The organism is Nonomuraea bangladeshensis, from assembly GCF_039529455.1.
GTDB lineage: Bacteria > Actinomycetota > Actinomycetes > Streptosporangiales > Streptosporangiaceae > Nonomuraea > Nonomuraea bangladeshensis.
The window spans coordinates 78714-93414 of sequence record NZ_BAAAMV010000002.1 but is presented as its reverse complement, the minus strand read 5'-3'; the positions used below and the strand labels follow the sequence as shown (position 1 = coordinate 93414).

17 protein-coding genes and 1 tRNA gene are annotated in these 14701 nt (G+C 70.1%); 11 read left to right on the top strand and 7 right to left on the bottom strand.

Annotation, left to right across the window (positions count from 1 at the left end):
* The first annotated feature begins 2 nt into the window (after positions 1-2).
* Positions 3-1202: a hypothetical protein gene (locus ABD292_RS04525; RefSeq protein ID WP_344205432.1), complete on the top strand. Its 1200-nt coding sequence runs from the start codon at positions 3-5 to the stop codon at positions 1200-1202.
* A 324-nt stretch (positions 1203-1526) separates the two neighbouring features.
* Here the strand turns inward: ABD292_RS04525 and ABD292_RS04520 are convergent, their stop codons facing one another.
* Complete coding sequence (locus tag ABD292_RS04520; RefSeq protein WP_344205431.1) at positions 1527-2333, bottom strand: UTRA domain-containing protein; 807 nt, start codon at positions 2331-2333, stop codon at positions 1527-1529.
* A 197-nt stretch (positions 2334-2530) separates the two neighbouring features.
* On the opposite strand from ABD292_RS04520, the gene ABD292_RS04515 reads away from it, so the two are divergent.
* Both ABD292_RS04515 and ABD292_RS04510 read left to right on the top strand, forming a co-directional pair.
* Positions 2531-2911, top strand: coding sequence for a hypothetical protein (locus tag ABD292_RS04515; RefSeq protein WP_344205430.1), 381 nt, complete (start codon positions 2531-2533; stop codon positions 2909-2911).
* Between the two features lie 857 nt (positions 2912-3768).
* A complete protein-coding gene (locus ABD292_RS04510) occupies positions 3769-4368 on the top strand; it encodes a DUF3885 domain-containing protein (protein WP_344205429.1) in 600 nt (199 codons plus the stop codon).
* Here the strand turns inward: ABD292_RS04510 and ABD292_RS04505 are convergent.
* Complete coding sequence (locus tag ABD292_RS04505; protein ID WP_344205428.1) at positions 4319-5086, bottom strand: GntR family transcriptional regulator; 768 nt, start codon at positions 5084-5086, stop codon at positions 4319-4321. The two genes, ABD292_RS04510 and ABD292_RS04505, sit on opposite strands and share 50 nt — an antisense overlap.
* Between ABD292_RS04505 and ABD292_RS04500 the strand changes: the two genes are divergently transcribed.
* Entirely contained in the window at positions 4997-5473 is a 477-nt protein-coding gene (locus ABD292_RS04500; RefSeq protein ID WP_344205427.1) for a tyrosine-type recombinase/integrase, read from the top strand. The genes ABD292_RS04505 and ABD292_RS04500 overlap by 90 nt on opposite strands.
* Positions 5474-5498: 25 nt before the next feature.
* On the opposite strand, the gene ABD292_RS04495 is transcribed toward ABD292_RS04500, so the two are convergent.
* Positions 5499-5575, bottom strand: a tRNA-Pro gene (locus ABD292_RS04495).
* A 93-nt stretch (positions 5576-5668) separates the two neighbouring features.
* On the opposite strand from ABD292_RS04495, the gene ABD292_RS04490 reads away from it, so the two are divergent.
* The 4 genes from ABD292_RS04490 (at position 5669) to ABD292_RS04475 (ending at position 7907) form a co-directional block, all read left to right on the top strand.
* Positions 5669-6097 (top strand): helix-turn-helix domain-containing protein, encoded by a 429-nt coding sequence (locus tag ABD292_RS04490; RefSeq protein ID WP_344205426.1) that lies wholly within the window; start codon positions 5669-5671, stop codon positions 6095-6097.
* Positions 6098-6243: 146 nt separating this feature from the next.
* Positions 6244-6792 carry a hypothetical protein gene (locus ABD292_RS04485; RefSeq protein WP_329579989.1) on the top strand — a complete coding sequence of 183 codons (549 nt, stop codon included), beginning with the start codon at positions 6244-6246 and terminating at the stop codon, positions 6790-6792.
* Between the two features lie 7 nt (positions 6793-6799).
* Complete coding sequence (locus ABD292_RS04480; protein ID WP_344205425.1) at positions 6800-7708, top strand: hypothetical protein; 909 nt, start codon at positions 6800-6802, stop codon at positions 7706-7708.
* Between the two features lies 1 nt (position 7709).
* Entirely contained in the window at positions 7710-7907 is a 198-nt protein-coding gene (locus ABD292_RS04475) for a hypothetical protein (protein WP_329579995.1), read from the top strand.
* A gap of 82 nt (positions 7908-7989) precedes the next feature.
* Here the strand turns inward: ABD292_RS04475 and ABD292_RS04470 are convergent, their stop codons facing one another.
* Positions 7990-8400 (bottom strand): ATP-binding protein, encoded by a 411-nt coding sequence (locus tag ABD292_RS04470; RefSeq protein ID WP_344205424.1) that lies wholly within the window; start codon positions 8398-8400, stop codon positions 7990-7992.
* A 15-nt stretch (positions 8401-8415) separates the two neighbouring features.
* Complete coding sequence (locus ABD292_RS04465) at positions 8416-9186, bottom strand: SigB/SigF/SigG family RNA polymerase sigma factor (protein WP_344205423.1); 771 nt, start codon at positions 9184-9186, stop codon at positions 8416-8418.
* Positions 9187-9367: 181 nt separating this feature from the next.
* On the opposite strand from ABD292_RS04465, the gene ABD292_RS04460 reads away from it, so the two are divergent.
* On the top strand, positions 9368-9724 hold the full coding sequence (locus ABD292_RS04460; protein WP_344206430.1) for an STAS domain-containing protein: 357 nt from the start codon (positions 9368-9370) through the stop codon (positions 9722-9724).
* A gap of 20 nt (positions 9725-9744) precedes the next feature.
* On the opposite strand, the gene ABD292_RS04455 is transcribed toward ABD292_RS04460, so the two are convergent.
* On the bottom strand, positions 9745-10461 hold the full coding sequence (locus ABD292_RS04455) for an ANTAR domain-containing response regulator (protein ID WP_329580002.1): 717 nt from the start codon (positions 10459-10461) through the stop codon (positions 9745-9747).
* Between the two features lie 58 nt (positions 10462-10519).
* On the opposite strand from ABD292_RS04455, the gene ABD292_RS04450 reads away from it, so the two are divergent.
* Positions 10520-12352, top strand: a complete 1833-nt coding sequence (locus ABD292_RS04450; protein WP_344205421.1) for a SpoIIE family protein phosphatase — start codon at positions 10520-10522, stop codon at positions 12350-12352.
* Positions 12353-12463: 111 nt separating this feature from the next.
* Entirely contained in the window at positions 12464-13567 is a 1104-nt protein-coding gene (locus ABD292_RS04445) for a glycosyltransferase (protein WP_344205420.1), read from the top strand.
* A 60-nt stretch (positions 13568-13627) separates the two neighbouring features.
* Here the strand turns inward: ABD292_RS04445 and ABD292_RS04440 are convergent, their stop codons facing one another.
* Complete coding sequence (locus ABD292_RS04440) at positions 13628-14680, bottom strand: PucR family transcriptional regulator (RefSeq protein WP_344205419.1); 1053 nt, start codon at positions 14678-14680, stop codon at positions 13628-13630.
* Positions 14681-14701: the final 21 nt, after the last annotated feature.

Genomic DNA, 14701 nt, shown 5'->3' with positions numbered 1-14701 from the left:
TCATGACGGACTCCCCTGCCCCGTCGGCCGACAGCATCGCCGCCGTCCTGGCCACCGTCCACGAGCACGGGCCGGGCAAGGGCCCGCACTCCGAGGGCCCGGTACGGCCCGAGCCGCCCGCCGTTCCAGGCACCCCGCTGAGCTCGCTCGCGGCCTGGGGTGACTTCGGCGCCGCCCTGGCCAGGCTCCTGACGGACGTGCTCACCCCGGCCCGCTGGGAGCCGCACAACCCCTTCAACGACCACCGCGCCTACCCCTCGCCGCGCGCCGCCTACCTGATCGAGCCCTGGCTGCGGATCGGCATCAGTGCCTGGCGCGTCGACCTGGTCCGGCGCACCCTGGCCGGTCCCGGCTCGCCGCGCCCCGCCCGGAGGGTCAGGCTGGATCTGCGGCGCCGTCCGGACCGGCTGCCCGCCGGCTACGGCTCGCTCGCCGAGGCCCTGGCCGAGCTGGAAGCCGGGCACCTCATGGGAGCCCTGGCCGAACGTGCGCCCGGCTATGGGCTCACCCTCGTCCCGGATCCCGCGGGCCTCACGATCACCCCCGGCGCCTCGGCCGCCGTCCCCTTGCCGCCCTTACCCTCCTGGCGCAGCGCCGGTCTGGGGCCGCGCGGCGTGTCGGCCGACCCCAGGCCCTTGCCGGAGTCAGCTGCCCGGGCGGTCGCCGAGGCGCTCACGGATCCGCCGCCGGGCTCACCTGCCGCGACCTCGCGCCTGAGAGTACGGCTGGCGCTCAGGAACGTGACCGGCTTGCCGGACGGCTGGTACGCGCTGTCTCCCTCGGAGCCGCGAAGGTGCGACGACCGCCACCCGCCGTCCTCCATGGAAATGCGACAACCGGGCGCCGCGATGGCGGCGGTCCAGGCCGCCTTCACCTACCCGCCCGAGCAGATCCACGTAGGCGGCATGAACCTGGCCGTTCTCATCACCGCCGACGTCGGGCGCGCGGTGCGGGAGGAGGGACCCCCGGCCTACCCCGCTCTCCTGCGGGCCGCCGGAGCGCTGGCGCAGCACGCCTGCACGGCTGCGGCCGTACAGGGCCTGTTCTGCCGCCCGGTGCGCAGCGTCAGGGAAGCGTCCCTGGAGGCCGCCGCCGGCGCACCCGCCGCTCATGACCTGCTCTACCTGGCCCTGATCGGACGCCCACGGTTCGCCTCGCTCTCCTACGACCTGACGCCACTGGCCCGTGACGCCACTTCGTGATCACGCTCTCGAGGCTCATCGAGGTGCTCACCGACCTGGACCTGCTCCACGAGAAGAGCCAGGCGCGTCGATCTGTCCTAGTCTGGTCCCAGATTGGCCGTAGGAATACGCGAAAAGGCCGTTCCCGATTTCTCGAAAACGGCCTCCGACCTGCGATTCCTCACAAGTCGGGACGACAGGATTTGAACCTGCGCCCCCTTGACCCCCAGGCACATCATGTGGGGACGGGATCGCGGCCGATACCCGCCCCAACCTGGGGATATAGTCCTTGCCGGTCCTTCATCGTCCAAGGTCGTCCGGCGCGATTGTCACTCAGTTCGTCACTCAGAATTCGTCGTAGCCGGAGACCTGGCCGATGGAGAAGATGTGCCGGTTCGCGGCGCAGATCGTCTCAAGAACGTGGATGGGCGTGTCCTCGGTGGAATAGCTCGCGCGGAGCACCTGAACGATCCACTCACCGGGCTCCAGTTCCAGCGTCTCGCGTTCGAAGGTAGTCGGCGGCCGAGCGGTCAGGTTCTCCTCCGCGTGACCGAACGAGTAACCGAGCGCGGTCAGCGCGGACTGAAGCGACGGCTTCACGAACTCCGGCTCGGCGATTCTCGTGTCGCCGAACAGGTCCGCGCGGAAGTAGCTGGTCGCGATGCGTACGGGTATGTCGTTCGCGGTCATCATCTTGCGCCGCGCCACGATGTCCATACCGGGTTCGACCCGCAGACAGGCCGCGACATGATCGCTGGCGGGTTCGAGCCCGACGTAGAGCATTCGGCGATCAGCTTTGAGCCCTTGCCGTTCCGCTTCCGCCAGGAACAGGGACTTGGACCCCCTGACCGCGGGTTCGGTCGGCAACGCCCGCTGCACCAGCACCCGCGGGGCCGGCGAGGCAGGGCCTTCGGGCGCACGAGCGGCCGGCCCCTTCCTCATCTGCGAGATGCGTCCAGGCGAGACCCCAAGTCGCCCAGCGATCTCCTCCAGGCTCATCCCGGACTCCCGCGCCTCTGCGATGGCCTGTCGGCGCATCTTGGCAGCCTCGGCGACCAACCCCTGCTCCTCGGTCATGAGTCGGCTGAGCACACGGGCTCGTTCCACGGGATCGTTGACCTGCGCGACCTCTCTCAGCGTCTTCAAGTCCATCCGGGCGTTGCCTCCTCAGGGACCGACATTCGGCGCACTTTAGACCCCCTATTGCGAGGGCCTGGCCGGAGCTCTACTCTCGACTTTAGCCCCCCTAAAGCGGGGCTCTTCAGTAGACCCCCACCTACGGGACGAACGGTGCTGCAACACCACCCGCAGACGGGGGTCCGAAGCATCGAGAGCTTGGGGCGTCAACGATGCAGGATCAGATTATCGCCGTGCCCAGGAACGGCAAGAAAACGCAAGCCGCCCTGTCCGCAGATCTCCTACGCCAGACCCTCCAGAGAGAGCACGGGATACAGGCAGACATCCATGCGGGATACGATCTCGCCCTGGTGTCGGTCTGGGTAGGGCTGGTGGTCTGGTGCGATGGCGACCGGTTCTGGTGGCGTACCGGCTGGGACCCCGAACGCAAGCGCGCCATCTACGCCTGGCACCCGGCGATCGAACCTGAACGAGCTGCCCACCGCATCGCCTTCCGGTACGCCGATCTAGGCGCCAAGCACCCACTCGCCCAGGCGATCGGCGACGTGGGGCACGCCGCCAGCGCCTCCCCCGTGGAAGAGAGCGCGCCATGACGACGGCTGGGAGCACCATCGGCAGCCGAGTCAAGATCGTGGATATGCTCCATAGCCCAGCCAGGACACGAGCGTTCGCATCATGGCTCCTTGGGCGACGTGGCACGGTGGTGAGCATCCTACGTAACGGCACGCTGGCACTCGTGAAACTCGACGGCGAGCCGAACGGACTGCTCGGCGGAGCACGACGCTGGCCCGTCCAATGGGATGACCTACTGGTGTACACGGTGGACGCCAGACCGGTGAACGTAGAAGACGGCTACCGGCTGGGACTATCCGGCCTGGAACGAGACGCCGTTCAGCATGCCGTACATAGTGACAGCAGAACGAGCCTCTGTGGCAAGCCAGCACTTCCGCTGCCAATCTGCGGATGGTCGTTGCCATTCTCACGAGGGGCAGCTCGGGCCTGCCCCACCTGTGTCCGCTTGGCAGTGCAGGCGTCATAGGACCGTCCGCTCTTCAAGCTGACCATTCGCCCTGGTCGGGTAGCGGAGACCGTGGTCAGAGGGTGATGGACGGTAGTCGAAGTGAGTCTGTGTGTGGGGACGTTGCTGTCAGCGTTGCCGTCACGGATCCCACAGGCGCCCGATGGCAAGGACCGACGAAGTCGGTCCGCGGCAGCCGATCGCCCCCAGCCCGGATGGCGAGTGCCGAAGTCAGCGATCGTCACGGCCTCAGCCGAAACTTCATTACAAGTGAGAACGGCGTCCACAGGTGTCCATAATCTTCTGCTGGCCCAGCTCGTACACCGCTGTGACGGGTGGCCAGCCCACGAGCGTCCGTGATCATCCAAGACCGTTGTCAGCAGCCGCGTTAGCAAGATCGTGAGACACGCCTGACGCGCCTACCCTGGACGCATGACCGCGCACGAACTACCAGATCCAGCCTTACCCGAACTGTCGGCCCTGTGGCGATCCCACTGGCCGGACTGTCCACCCATTGGACATGAGCTGCGTTCTGACCCCGACTGTTGGGTGCGCTTCCACAGCTTGCCGAACTCCAAGCGCTACGCGGAGACAGAGGCCGAGTATTCGACGCTGCTCCACCGCTACAACACCGTCCTGACCGATATGTTCGCCGGCCAGGAGGTGTACGTCACCACAGTTACCTACGTCATGGACGAAGGATTCACCGACCCAGCGCCCTTCGACGCGCACGCGCTCAACCCCGGCTCGCGTCCATGGACCAGGGTGCGAGAGAACGACGACCTCGACCCCGGCTGCACCATGCATGTGCACGTCGGCCGGCAACAGTGGGAACCAGGCATCGTGGACCCCCTGTTACGAGCGGTCGCCGACGACCTATGCAACGGGGTCATCATCATGGACACCGACTTACGCCGCGCCTACCATCCCTACGACGGCGGTGCCGACGTCATCATGGCCAACGCTGACGAACGCGATCGGCTCAAGGCTGCTCACGCCGACTGGCTTCCAAGGAATCAACACGGGCGCTGATGAGCCCTTGATTACGAGTGAAGCGGAAGACTGTGGTGGAGGGCCAGCGCTGCAGCTCAACCGTGTGACGCCGTACGGGACGATCAGGCTGCGTGAGGCGGCTCAGGCTGCGTGAGGCGGCGTTGCTGTAGTACTTCCCTGCTGCACAGCAGACCACAGCAACCCGCGTATCCTGTGGCAAGCCGACCCGAAGCGCAGGGCCGCCAGGCCCGAGCACCGGAAGCGGCGCGGCAGCATCTTGAGCGTGAACTCCTATTAGGATGGCGGCCGTTGAGCCTTCGATGCTCATGAAGATCGGCATATTGGGGCCAAGCCGCGAGTCGGCACGCTCTGCGTCGCTGGGAACGGTGACGTGTTCCCAGCCCTGGCGCGAAGGGTCGTAGGCCGGGCTGAGAAGATCTTCGCGTTCTGCGGCGCCCAGGAGGATGAGCCGGCGGTCGGGGGTCGGGCGGACGAAGGTGCCCCTTCCGTGCGCGACGGTGAGGAGTCCTTCGCCAACGAGCTGGGCGATGGCCTTCCGAGTGGTGGGGCGCGAGGTGGCGTACTCGTTGGCGAGGAACGCCTCACCTGGTAGCGCCTGGCCAGGCTTGTAGTGGTCTTGCAGCACATCGATGCGCTGGATCGCCGTATGGCGTTCGGTACGCGAAGGAGGCGACGCCAAGACCAAGCGCTCACGGCGTTCCCTGGCGCTGCCCAAGCGATGCGTGGAAGCGCTCATGGCTCACCGGGAGCAGCAGCGGAAAGACATGAAGGAGGCAGGCGAGAAGTGGAAGGATCATGGCCTCGTCTTCGCCTCGCTCGTCGGCACACCGCTCGACGCCACAACGTCCGACGCGCGTTCCGCAAGATCGTCAAGGACGCCGGGATGCCCGCGTACTACTGGACGCCCCGCGAGATGCGCCACAGCTTCGTCTCGCTGCTCTCCGACCCCGGCGTCCCCCTGGAAGACATCGCCCGGCTCGTCGGCCACAGCGGAACAGCGGTCACCGAAGCCGTCTACCGTAAGCAGATCCGCCCGGTACTCCTGCAAGGAGCTGCGGCGATGGACACCCTCTTCGCCCGGCAGTCACTCACCAATGCGAAAGGGTGCCACCCTAGAGAGTGACACCCTGCTCGACCAGCAAAAAATCTGGTCGGGACGACAGGATTTGAACCTGCGACCCCTTGACCCCCAGTCAAGTGCGCTACCAAGCTGCGCTACGTCCCGGTTTGTCGGCCGCCCCCTGCGGGGCGGGACGTCATAACCTTAGCGCACATCGGAGGTACACGCGCACACGTGAAGCGGTAGTGGAGGTGGCAGGTGGGGCGGAAGCCGACCATCGATCGGGAGGAGCTGGCACGGCTGGTCGCCCAGGGCATGAGCGTGCAGGAGCTGGCGGGGCACTTCGGGGTCAGCGAGTCGGGGGTGCTGCAGGCCAAGCGGGCCGCGGGGCTGGCCAAGCCGATGATGGACCACAGCCGCGCCCTGCCGTGGAAGCTGGCGCGGGCCCATGCCCAGTCGGGGCCGGCGACCAATCTGCGCAATCTGTCGGCGGCGGCGCAGGGGAGGCCGCCGGCGGCCGAGCGGCTGAACACGGCGCTGCGGTGGGCGCAACGGCTGGTGGACGCCGGGCTGGACGTCCGGTACGACGCCGCCGAGGGGTTCAGCGAGGTTCCTGTGGCGGCGGGCGGATCGCACGTGGCAGTGGTGCTGGAGGAGGCGCTCCAGGCGCTGGGTGAGAGGCGGTAGCCGGAGGCCGCGAAAGGGCCGATCACGGGCGGGAGGATCGGCGCCGGGCAAGGCCGATCCGGCCCTTTTAGTGGGGTTGGGCGAGTTTTACCTACCCATTCGAGGGAAGTCGCTGGTCTCAAGTTGAGAGACCGGAGGCGAAGATCATGACCACCTTTGCGTGGGTGGCCGTCGTCGTGGTCGCGGTGGTGGCACTCGCCGCTGTGGCATATTTCGTCGGTCAGCGGCAGAAGCGCAGCAGTCATCTCCGTGAGCGTTTCGGCCCCGAGTACGAACGCGTGGTAGCCGAGAGCGACAACCGGCGCGAGGCCGAGGAGGAGCTGCGGGCCCGCGAGGAGCGGCTCAAGGAGCTCGACATCCGCCCCCTCCCCCCGGAGACCCGCGACTCGTACGCGAACCGGTGGACCGAGGTGCAGGAGCGCTTCGTGGACGCCCCGATGTTCGCGGTGACGGAGGCCGACCAGCTGGTCACGTCCGTCATGGCCGAGCGGGGCTACCCCACTGAGGACTTCGAGCAGCGCCTGTCCGACCTGTCGGTACGGCACGCGTCCACCCTGGACCACTACCGGACGGCTCACGAGATCAGCGGGCGCGCGGCCAGGAAGGAAGCCTCCACCGAGGAGCTCCGCCAGGCCATGGTGCACTACCGCGCGCTGTTCGAGGAGCTGCTCCAGGAAACCACCCGAGGACGGTGAGGGAGACATGAGCAGCGGCAGCGATGAGCTGAAGGTTCCGGCCAAGCGTCCCGACGAGCGGGACGACGACGTACGGACTCGCGACGCGTACGAGCGCGGGCACGAGGACGAGACCAAGGCCGAGACCCGGGACGTGCGGGTGGCCGGGACCGGGACCGGGCGGGACGTCCTGGACGACCACCCCGATCAGACCGGCCCCGATCAGACGGGCGTCGACCGCACCGGCCTCGATCGCACAGGGCCCGATCACCTCGATCCCGATCACGCCGACGGCTTCGACGACCCCGATCGGCGCGAGGCCCGCGAGGACGAGAGGGTCCACTCGGCGGAGACGCGCGACCCCCTGGACAAGGACCCCCTGGACAAGGACCCCCTGGGCAAGGACCGCCTGGACGACGACCTCCTGGACGACGGCGACGACGAGTTCGCCCGCAGCGAGCAGACCACGATGCCGTCCCCTCCCCCGCACCCCGGCACCACCACGGGGGCCGTCCCGGCCGAGACCCCGGCGCACGCCGCCCCCGCCGAGGTGGCCCTGTTCGACCAGGACCCGGCCGAGGTGCAGTCCCGCTGGCGCGACCTGCAGGCCGCGTTCGTGGACGACCCCGGCGACGCCGTGCAGCGCGCCGACGGCCTGCTGAGCGAGGTCGTGGAGTCGGTGACCGCCAGCCTCAACAGCCGTACGTCCGCCCTGCGCGAGCGCTGGAAGGACGCCGGGACCCCGGACACCGAGCAGCTCCGGCAGGCGCTGCGCGAGTACAGGAGCGTCCTGGAGCGTCTCCTGGCGCTCTCCTCGACCCCGACGACGAACGCGACGCCCAGCACGACACCGCAGACGGCAGCAGGGACGATCGGCGCGCACACGTCCACGTACGGCTCCCACAACCCGAACACCATCAGGGATGAGGTGAGATGACATGCTCGCGATAGTCGCAGCGATCATCTTCGGCCTGGGCTTCCTGCTCGACCTGGTCGGCGCGAAGATCCCCGGCGGGTTCTCCGGCATGACCTTCGCGCTGCTGGGCCTGTGCCTGCTGGCCCTGCACCAGGCGGGCGTCGGCACGGCCGGCATCCGCAGCGGTTACAGCAACTGGCGGGGCCGCGCCCGGCGCTGACCCGCCGGCCCCACCCCGAGACCGAACGGCCCTCCGTGTGATCCAGAGGCGGGGGGCCGTTCCACGTGCGCCCCCGCGGCGGTCACTTACCGGGGAAGCGCATGATCACGGTGCTGCCGCCGTCACCGACGCGCAGCGTCAGGTCGGACGACAGCAGCCGGGCGACCCACAGCCCCATGCCGCCCACGGCGCCGGGCATCGGCCCCGGCTTCCAGGTGCCTTCGTCGTGCACCTCGACGACCAGCTCGCCGCTCGCGACCCAGGTGCGCATGGTGGCCTGGTCGGCGCCGTGGGTGACGGCGTTGGTGGCGACCTCGTTGACGGCGATCACGAAGTCGCCGATGGATTCCTCGGGCATGCCGGCGTCGCGGGCTCCGTCCTCAGCGAACTGCCGGACCTGTGGCAGGTCCGGCAGCCGGAACCGGAGCCGTTTCACGGGCGCGCCGGGTGGCGGGCCCGCGTGGCCCGACTGAGGCTCGACGTCCTCGTTCACCCGGCGACTCTCTTCTCAACCCACCAGCTCGGTACGCAGCTGGTCCAGCACTTTCCTGAGAATGCGCGAGACGTGCATCTGGGAGATCCCGAACTCAGCGGCTATCTCCGCCTGCGTCATGTTGCCGAAGAACCGTAGCAGCAGAATGTGTTTCTCGCGCGACGGGAGCGCGTCGATGAGTGGTTTGACCGCTTCCCTGTCGACCATCGTGCTCAGCGTGTCGTCGTCCTCCGGGATGACGTCGCCGAGCGAGGCGGCGTCGTCGTCGGTGCCGAGCGGCGCGTCGAGCGAGAGCGTGCTGTAGGCGGCGGAGGCGTCGAGCGTGAGCAGGACGTCCTCCTCGGTGATGTTCATCTTCGCGGCGAGCTCGGCGACGGTCGGCGACCGGCCGAGGTCCTGGCTGAGGTCGGCGACGAGCCTGTTGAGCTCGGAGCGGCGCTCCTGGTACAGGCGCGGCACCCGGATGGCCCAGGTGCGGTCGCGGAAATGACGCTTGACCTCCCCTGTCATCGTGACGACGGCGTAGCCCCTGAACGCGTGTCCGAGGCTCGCGTCGAAGCCGTTGACGGCCTTCATCAGGCCAACATACGCGGCCTGGAGGAGATCCTCCAACGGCTCGCCCCGGTAGCGGTAGCGCCGTGCGATCTCCATGGCGAGCGGCCGGTGCATCTCGACGATGCGCTCGCGCAGCCGCTCCCTGAGGCTTGCGGGGGTGTCCTCCCGGGACATCTCGGCCAGGAGTTCTTCGGCGGTCATCTCCTCGAGGACGTATTCCTGCACAGCCATCGCTGCTCCTCATATGGATGCAGGGCGGCCTCCGCGGGAGCAATGTGAAAAAGCCCATGCAGAGGCACACCTCGCTCTACTCTCGAGACGAAAGCCCTCTGCTGGACTTCGGCTCCAGTGTCCCCCCTGGCGCCGGAAGTATTCCTCCCTCCCGCGGTGACAGTAGGGTTGCTGCGTGACAATGCCGGAGAACGGCGAAGGGACCGCGGCGGCCCTGAGCCTGACGTCGTCTACCGTCGACGGGATCAGTGTGATCCGCGTCGACGGCGTGCTCGACGCGACCACGCGCGAGCAGTTCGCCGATTACCTGTCGATGGCGGGTGCCGACGTGATCCTCGATCTCGCCGGCGTGACGTTCATGGACTCACGCGCCCTCGGCCTGATCGTGCACCACTGGCAGACGAGCCTGGCCTCCGGGTCCAGGTTCGCGCTGGTCGGCGTGGAGTACTCCAAGTCGAAGGTGATGTGGATCACGGGCCTGGCGCAGCGCCTGCCGCTCTACGACACGCTCGACGACGCCCTCGCCGCCCTCGGTTGATCGGAGGGCGGGGCGGCGGGTCAGCGGCGCGACTTGCGCTGGTGCTCCTCCACGAGGAGCCTGGCGAGGTCGGCCACCTTGACCTGGTGGTGCTGCGAGATCCTGCGCAGCTCCTCGAAGGCGTCCTCGGCGGAGCACCCGCTGGTCTGCATGATGATGCCCTTGGCCTGGTCGATGAGCGCGCGACCGGCGAGCGCCTCCTGGAGCTGCGCGGCGTCGGTGCGCACCTCCTCGAAGTCCCACATGTTGGCCATGGCGACGCCGAGCTGCTCGGTCAGCATGTCGGTGAGGGAGTGGGCGCCCTGCGGCGAGAACGCGCCCGGCCGTACGGAGTAGAGGCCGACGACGAGCTGGGCCTGGGCCACGTCGATGGGCACGGCCAGCGCCGAGCGGATGCCCCAGCGGGTGGCGAGGGCGTCGTAGCGGGGCCAGCGGCCGTCGGTGAGCACGTCGGCGACGGACGCGCGGGCGCCGCTCTTCCTGGCCTCCACGGACGGTCCCTCGCCGACCTCGCGTTCGCCCTCGACGAGCATGATCAGCTCGCTGTGCGAGCCGGAGACGAGCACCCGCTGGTCGCGCCAGTGCTCGGCGGAGGCGCCCGCGCAGCCCGGCACCCCGGCCGCCAGCGCCGTGGTGAGACCCCTCAGTACGCTCTCCATCGAGGTGTCCTCGCCGAGCCGGCCGAGTGCGGCGAGGTCACGGGCGAGACCGGGGGTGATCAGGGCGGTCGATTCCATAGCGATAAGCCTCTACCCCATATGGCAACCAATATCCCGAGTAGCGTAGCGTCAGAGGATGACCATGCCGGACCTCGAACATGCGCTGGACGCGCTGGCCGGGCGCGTCACGTCACTGCGTGAGGCGAGGACCGCCTACCCCAACGACCTGGCGCCCACACTCGACGCGACCCTCGCCGAGCTCGACACCGCCGTCGAGCTGCTGGCCGAGGCGCGCGAGCAGCTGCGCAAGGCCCCCAAACGCACGGCGGGCAGGAAGGACGGCGCGCAGCGCGAGCTGAAGCTGCTGCGGCAGGTGTTCCGCGCGTTCCCCGTGCCGGTGATCGTGCTCGACGGCGGCGGCGTGGTCAGGCGGATCAACCCCGAGACCTCGCGGATGCTGGGCAGCCCGGACGGCTACCTGGTGGGCCGCTCGTTCCCGCTGCTGGTGGACGTGTCGCGGCGGGCGGCGTTCCGCTCGCACCTGACGTCGGTGCTGCAGACCGGGCAGCCGTCGGCCTTCGAGACCCGGCTGGCGCACCAGGGGCGCACCCACACCGTGCAGGTGGCGCTGACCAGGCTGACGATGCCGGGCGAGCCGCAGCAGATGGTGGCGGCCGTGGCGCTGCCGACGGAGGTGCAGCTCCCCGAGCCTGGCGCGCGGCGGCCCGAGCAGTCCGACGGCGCGCTGCTCATCGCCGCGGCCAAGCGGCAGGACCTGCTGGTCAAGATGGGCAAGCTGCTGCTGGACGAGCAGGCGCTGCTGCGCCCGGTGGCGGTGGCGCGGGCCACCCGCCTGCTGGCGGCCGAGTGGGCCGACTGGGTGATCGCCGACCTCGTACGCGACGGGCTGGCGCGCCGCTCGGCCGTGATGGGGCCGAAGAACCTGCCGGTGGCCGGGCTGGTACGCCAGGTCGAGGCGAGCGACCCGATGGGCAGCCAGGTGGTGCTGCAGGTGCTGGAGCGGCGCACGGGCGTGGTCCAGGAGATGGTGGACGACGAGACGCTGCTGGGCTTCTCCGCCGAGGGGCCGCTGCTGACGGCGATGGGCGCGGGCTCGCTGGTGTGCGTGCCGATCGGCAACGGCGACGGCGCGCTGACGCTGGTGCGCGGGCACGACCGGTCGCCGTTCACGCTGGCGGATCTCGCGGTGCTGCAGGAGGTCGGGCTCCAGCTCGGCCTCGCGGTACGCGCCCAGAGCAGCTACCAGAGCCGTTCGCGGGCGGCGGACGCGCTGTCGGCGAGCGTCGCGCCGCGCAACCTGCCCGACGTGCCCGGTTACGAGGCGGCGGCCGTCTACCACCCGGGCTCGTCGGTGGGCGCGGAGTTCTACGACGTGTTCCCGGTCTCGAAGGGCTGGGGCTTCGCGCTGGGCGGCGCGGCGGGCAAGGGCGAGGAAGCGGCCTCGGTCAGCGCCATGGTGCGCGGCGGCCTGCGGGTGCTGAGCGCCTGGGAGTCCGATCCCGACCTGGTGATGCGCAAGGTCAACGAGGCGCTGGTGGCGCAGGGCACGGGCATGTTCGTGATGGCCGTGGCCGGGTTCGTCAAGGGGCGCACGCTGCGGATGTCGTCGGCGGGGCACCATCCCGCGGTGCTGCTGCAGCCCGACGGCGGCGTGCGTTACGCGGCCGGCGGCGGCGTGCCGCTGGGCATCTCGCCCGAGGCGGAGACGAGCGTGGAGACGCTGACGGTGGCTCCCGGGGAGACGCTGGTGCTCTATTCGGAGGGCCTGATCTCCTCCAGGAACGACCGGGGCGAGCCGTACGGCGAGGAGCGCCTGGCCGACGTGCTGGCCAGATGCGCAGGTCAGGAGCCCAGCGCGGTGGTGAAGGCGGTCGAGGAGGATCGCAACCTGTTCTCCGGTGGCCAGGTTTGGGACGAGATCGTGGTGTTCGCGCTGCGGGGTGTCTGAGTTGTGGGGGTTTGCGATCGCGGCAAAGCTGGGTATTCTCTAGGGCACAGCCTTTCCGTGCCTAAGACGCAGGCACACCTTCTGACGCTTTTCTCGTTGCTGAGGTGTGCCATGAATATCGCGATCGTCGCTTCCGCCGGAGGCAGCCAGCGCCACCGCCTTCTCGCCGTCGCCCGCGAGCTGGGCCGCGAGCACCACGTCACCATCTACTCCCGCCGTGACAACACCGAAGGCAAGCCCAAGACGAGGGTGGCCCCGGGTGTCACGCTGGAGCAGCTGGACGTGGGCCCGGCCAGGGACCTGCCCGCCGACGACGTGCTGCCCTACCTGAACGACCTCGGCGACCACCTCTCCAAGCGGTGGAACCACGACCGTCCCGACGTGATCCACGCCCACTCCTGGACCTGGGGCCTGGCCGCCGTGGCCGGCGCGCAGGGGCTGTCGGTGCCGGTGACGCAGACGTTCCACACCGTGGACACCGCGCACAAGGACGTCGAGCGCGCGCTCGGCCGCCGCGCCCGCGCCGTCATCGCCGGCTCGGGCGACGAGGAGTCCGCGCTGATCCGGCTCGGCGTGCCGCGCAACAACATCGCGATCGTCCCCCCGGGCGTCGACACCGAGCGTTTCCAGCGGCGCGGGCCGGTCGCCACGCGCGGCTCGCACAAGCGGCTGGTGCACGTCGGCCCGCTCACCCCCGACCGCGGCGCGCACACCATCGTGCGGGCGCTGCAGGGCCTGCAGGACGTCGAGCTGGTCATCGCCGGCGGCCCCGAGCCCGAGGACCTGGACGCCGACCGCGACGCCCGCCGCCTGCGCGTGCTGGCCGAGCAGCTCGGCGTGGCCGACCGCGTGACGCTGCTGGGCCAGGTCAAGCGCGCGGCCGTGCCGAAGCTCATGCGCAGCGCGGACGCCGTGGTGTCGGTGCCGCGCGAGGCCGCGAGCGGGATCGTCGCGCTGGAGGCCATGGCCTGCGGCGTGCCGGTCATCGCCTCCGCCGTCGGCGCGCACCTCGACTCCGTCATCGACGGCGTGACCGGCCTGCTGGTGCCGCCGGACCGCCCCGCCCGCACCGCGCGGCTGGCCCGCGAGCTGCTCCAGGACCCGACGCTGCGCACCGCGCTCGGCTACGCGGGCGCCGACCGGGCGCGCTCGCGCTACTCCTGGGAGCGGGTCAGCCAGGAGCTCGTCCGGGTGTACGAGGCCGCCTGCGCCTGACGAACGTCTCTCCGGCTCCGGCAGGGCTTCCCTGCCGGAGCCGTTCGCTTGCCCAGGAGGCTACGGGCGGCCCTCCTGGCGGCACAGGCGCGCGGCCTTGAGCCCCAGGTGGACGGCCAGGCGGTCGTCACCGTCCGACAGGTCGCGGCCCGCCAGGCGCTCGGCCTTGCCCAGCCGGTAGTAGAGGGTCTGGCGGTGGATGCCCAGCTCGGCGGCGGCCTTCTGGGCGTGGCCGCCCTGGTCGAGGTAGACCTCCACGGTCTGGGCCAGCTCGTCGTCCAGCGCCGCGACCTCGGCCGCCAGCTCGCGCAGGTCCGGCAGGCCGAGCCGGGCCAGCAGGCGGTGCACGCCCAGGTCCTCCCAGCGGGCGACGGGGGCGTACCGGGGGAAGTGCTCGGCGATGCGCAGCGCCTGGCGGGCCTCGCGCCAGCTCAGCCAGGCGTCGGCCAGGTCCGTACGGGGCGCGCCGACGCCGGCGGCGGTGCCGTACGCGCTCCGCACCGTCTGCGCCACCTCCCCCGCCAGGTGCGCGGGAGCGAGCAGGGCGACCGGCGAGCCGGGGCGGGCCAGCACCCCGCGCGGCAGCGTCCACAGGGCGGCGACCCGCTCCTGCGACTCGCGTACCGCGATGGCCGTGACCGGGCCGGTGATCGGGCCGGCCGCCTCGATGGCGGCCCCCGCGCGCTCCTCCGGGTCGGCCGAGAACAGCGCGAGCAGTCCCCGCCCGAGGTCGCTGCGGCTCCTGGCCTCCTGGGCGAGCGCGGCGGCGGCCCTCGCCACGAGCGGCGCGACCGCGGCCAGGCGTTCGTCGGTGAGCGCGCCGGAGTCGAGCAGCCACAGGTAGCCGTAGGTGACCTCACCGTGCCGCAGCGGCCAGCACACCCGGGCGAGGACCCCGAGCGCGGCGTCGGCCGGGATCCGCACGGGGCCGCCGGCGCGGGCGATGCCGTAGCGTTCGAAGTAGTCGCGCACCTCGCCGCTGGCCCGCCTGCGCAGGATCGACTCCTGGCGGACCGTGTCGATGTCGCCGTGCTGAGCGCCGTAGGCGAGCAGCCGGAACGAGCGGTCCTCCAGCGTGGCGGAGGCGCCCAGCCGGGCGGCGATCTCGTCCACGGTCTCTTGTAGGTCTGCCGC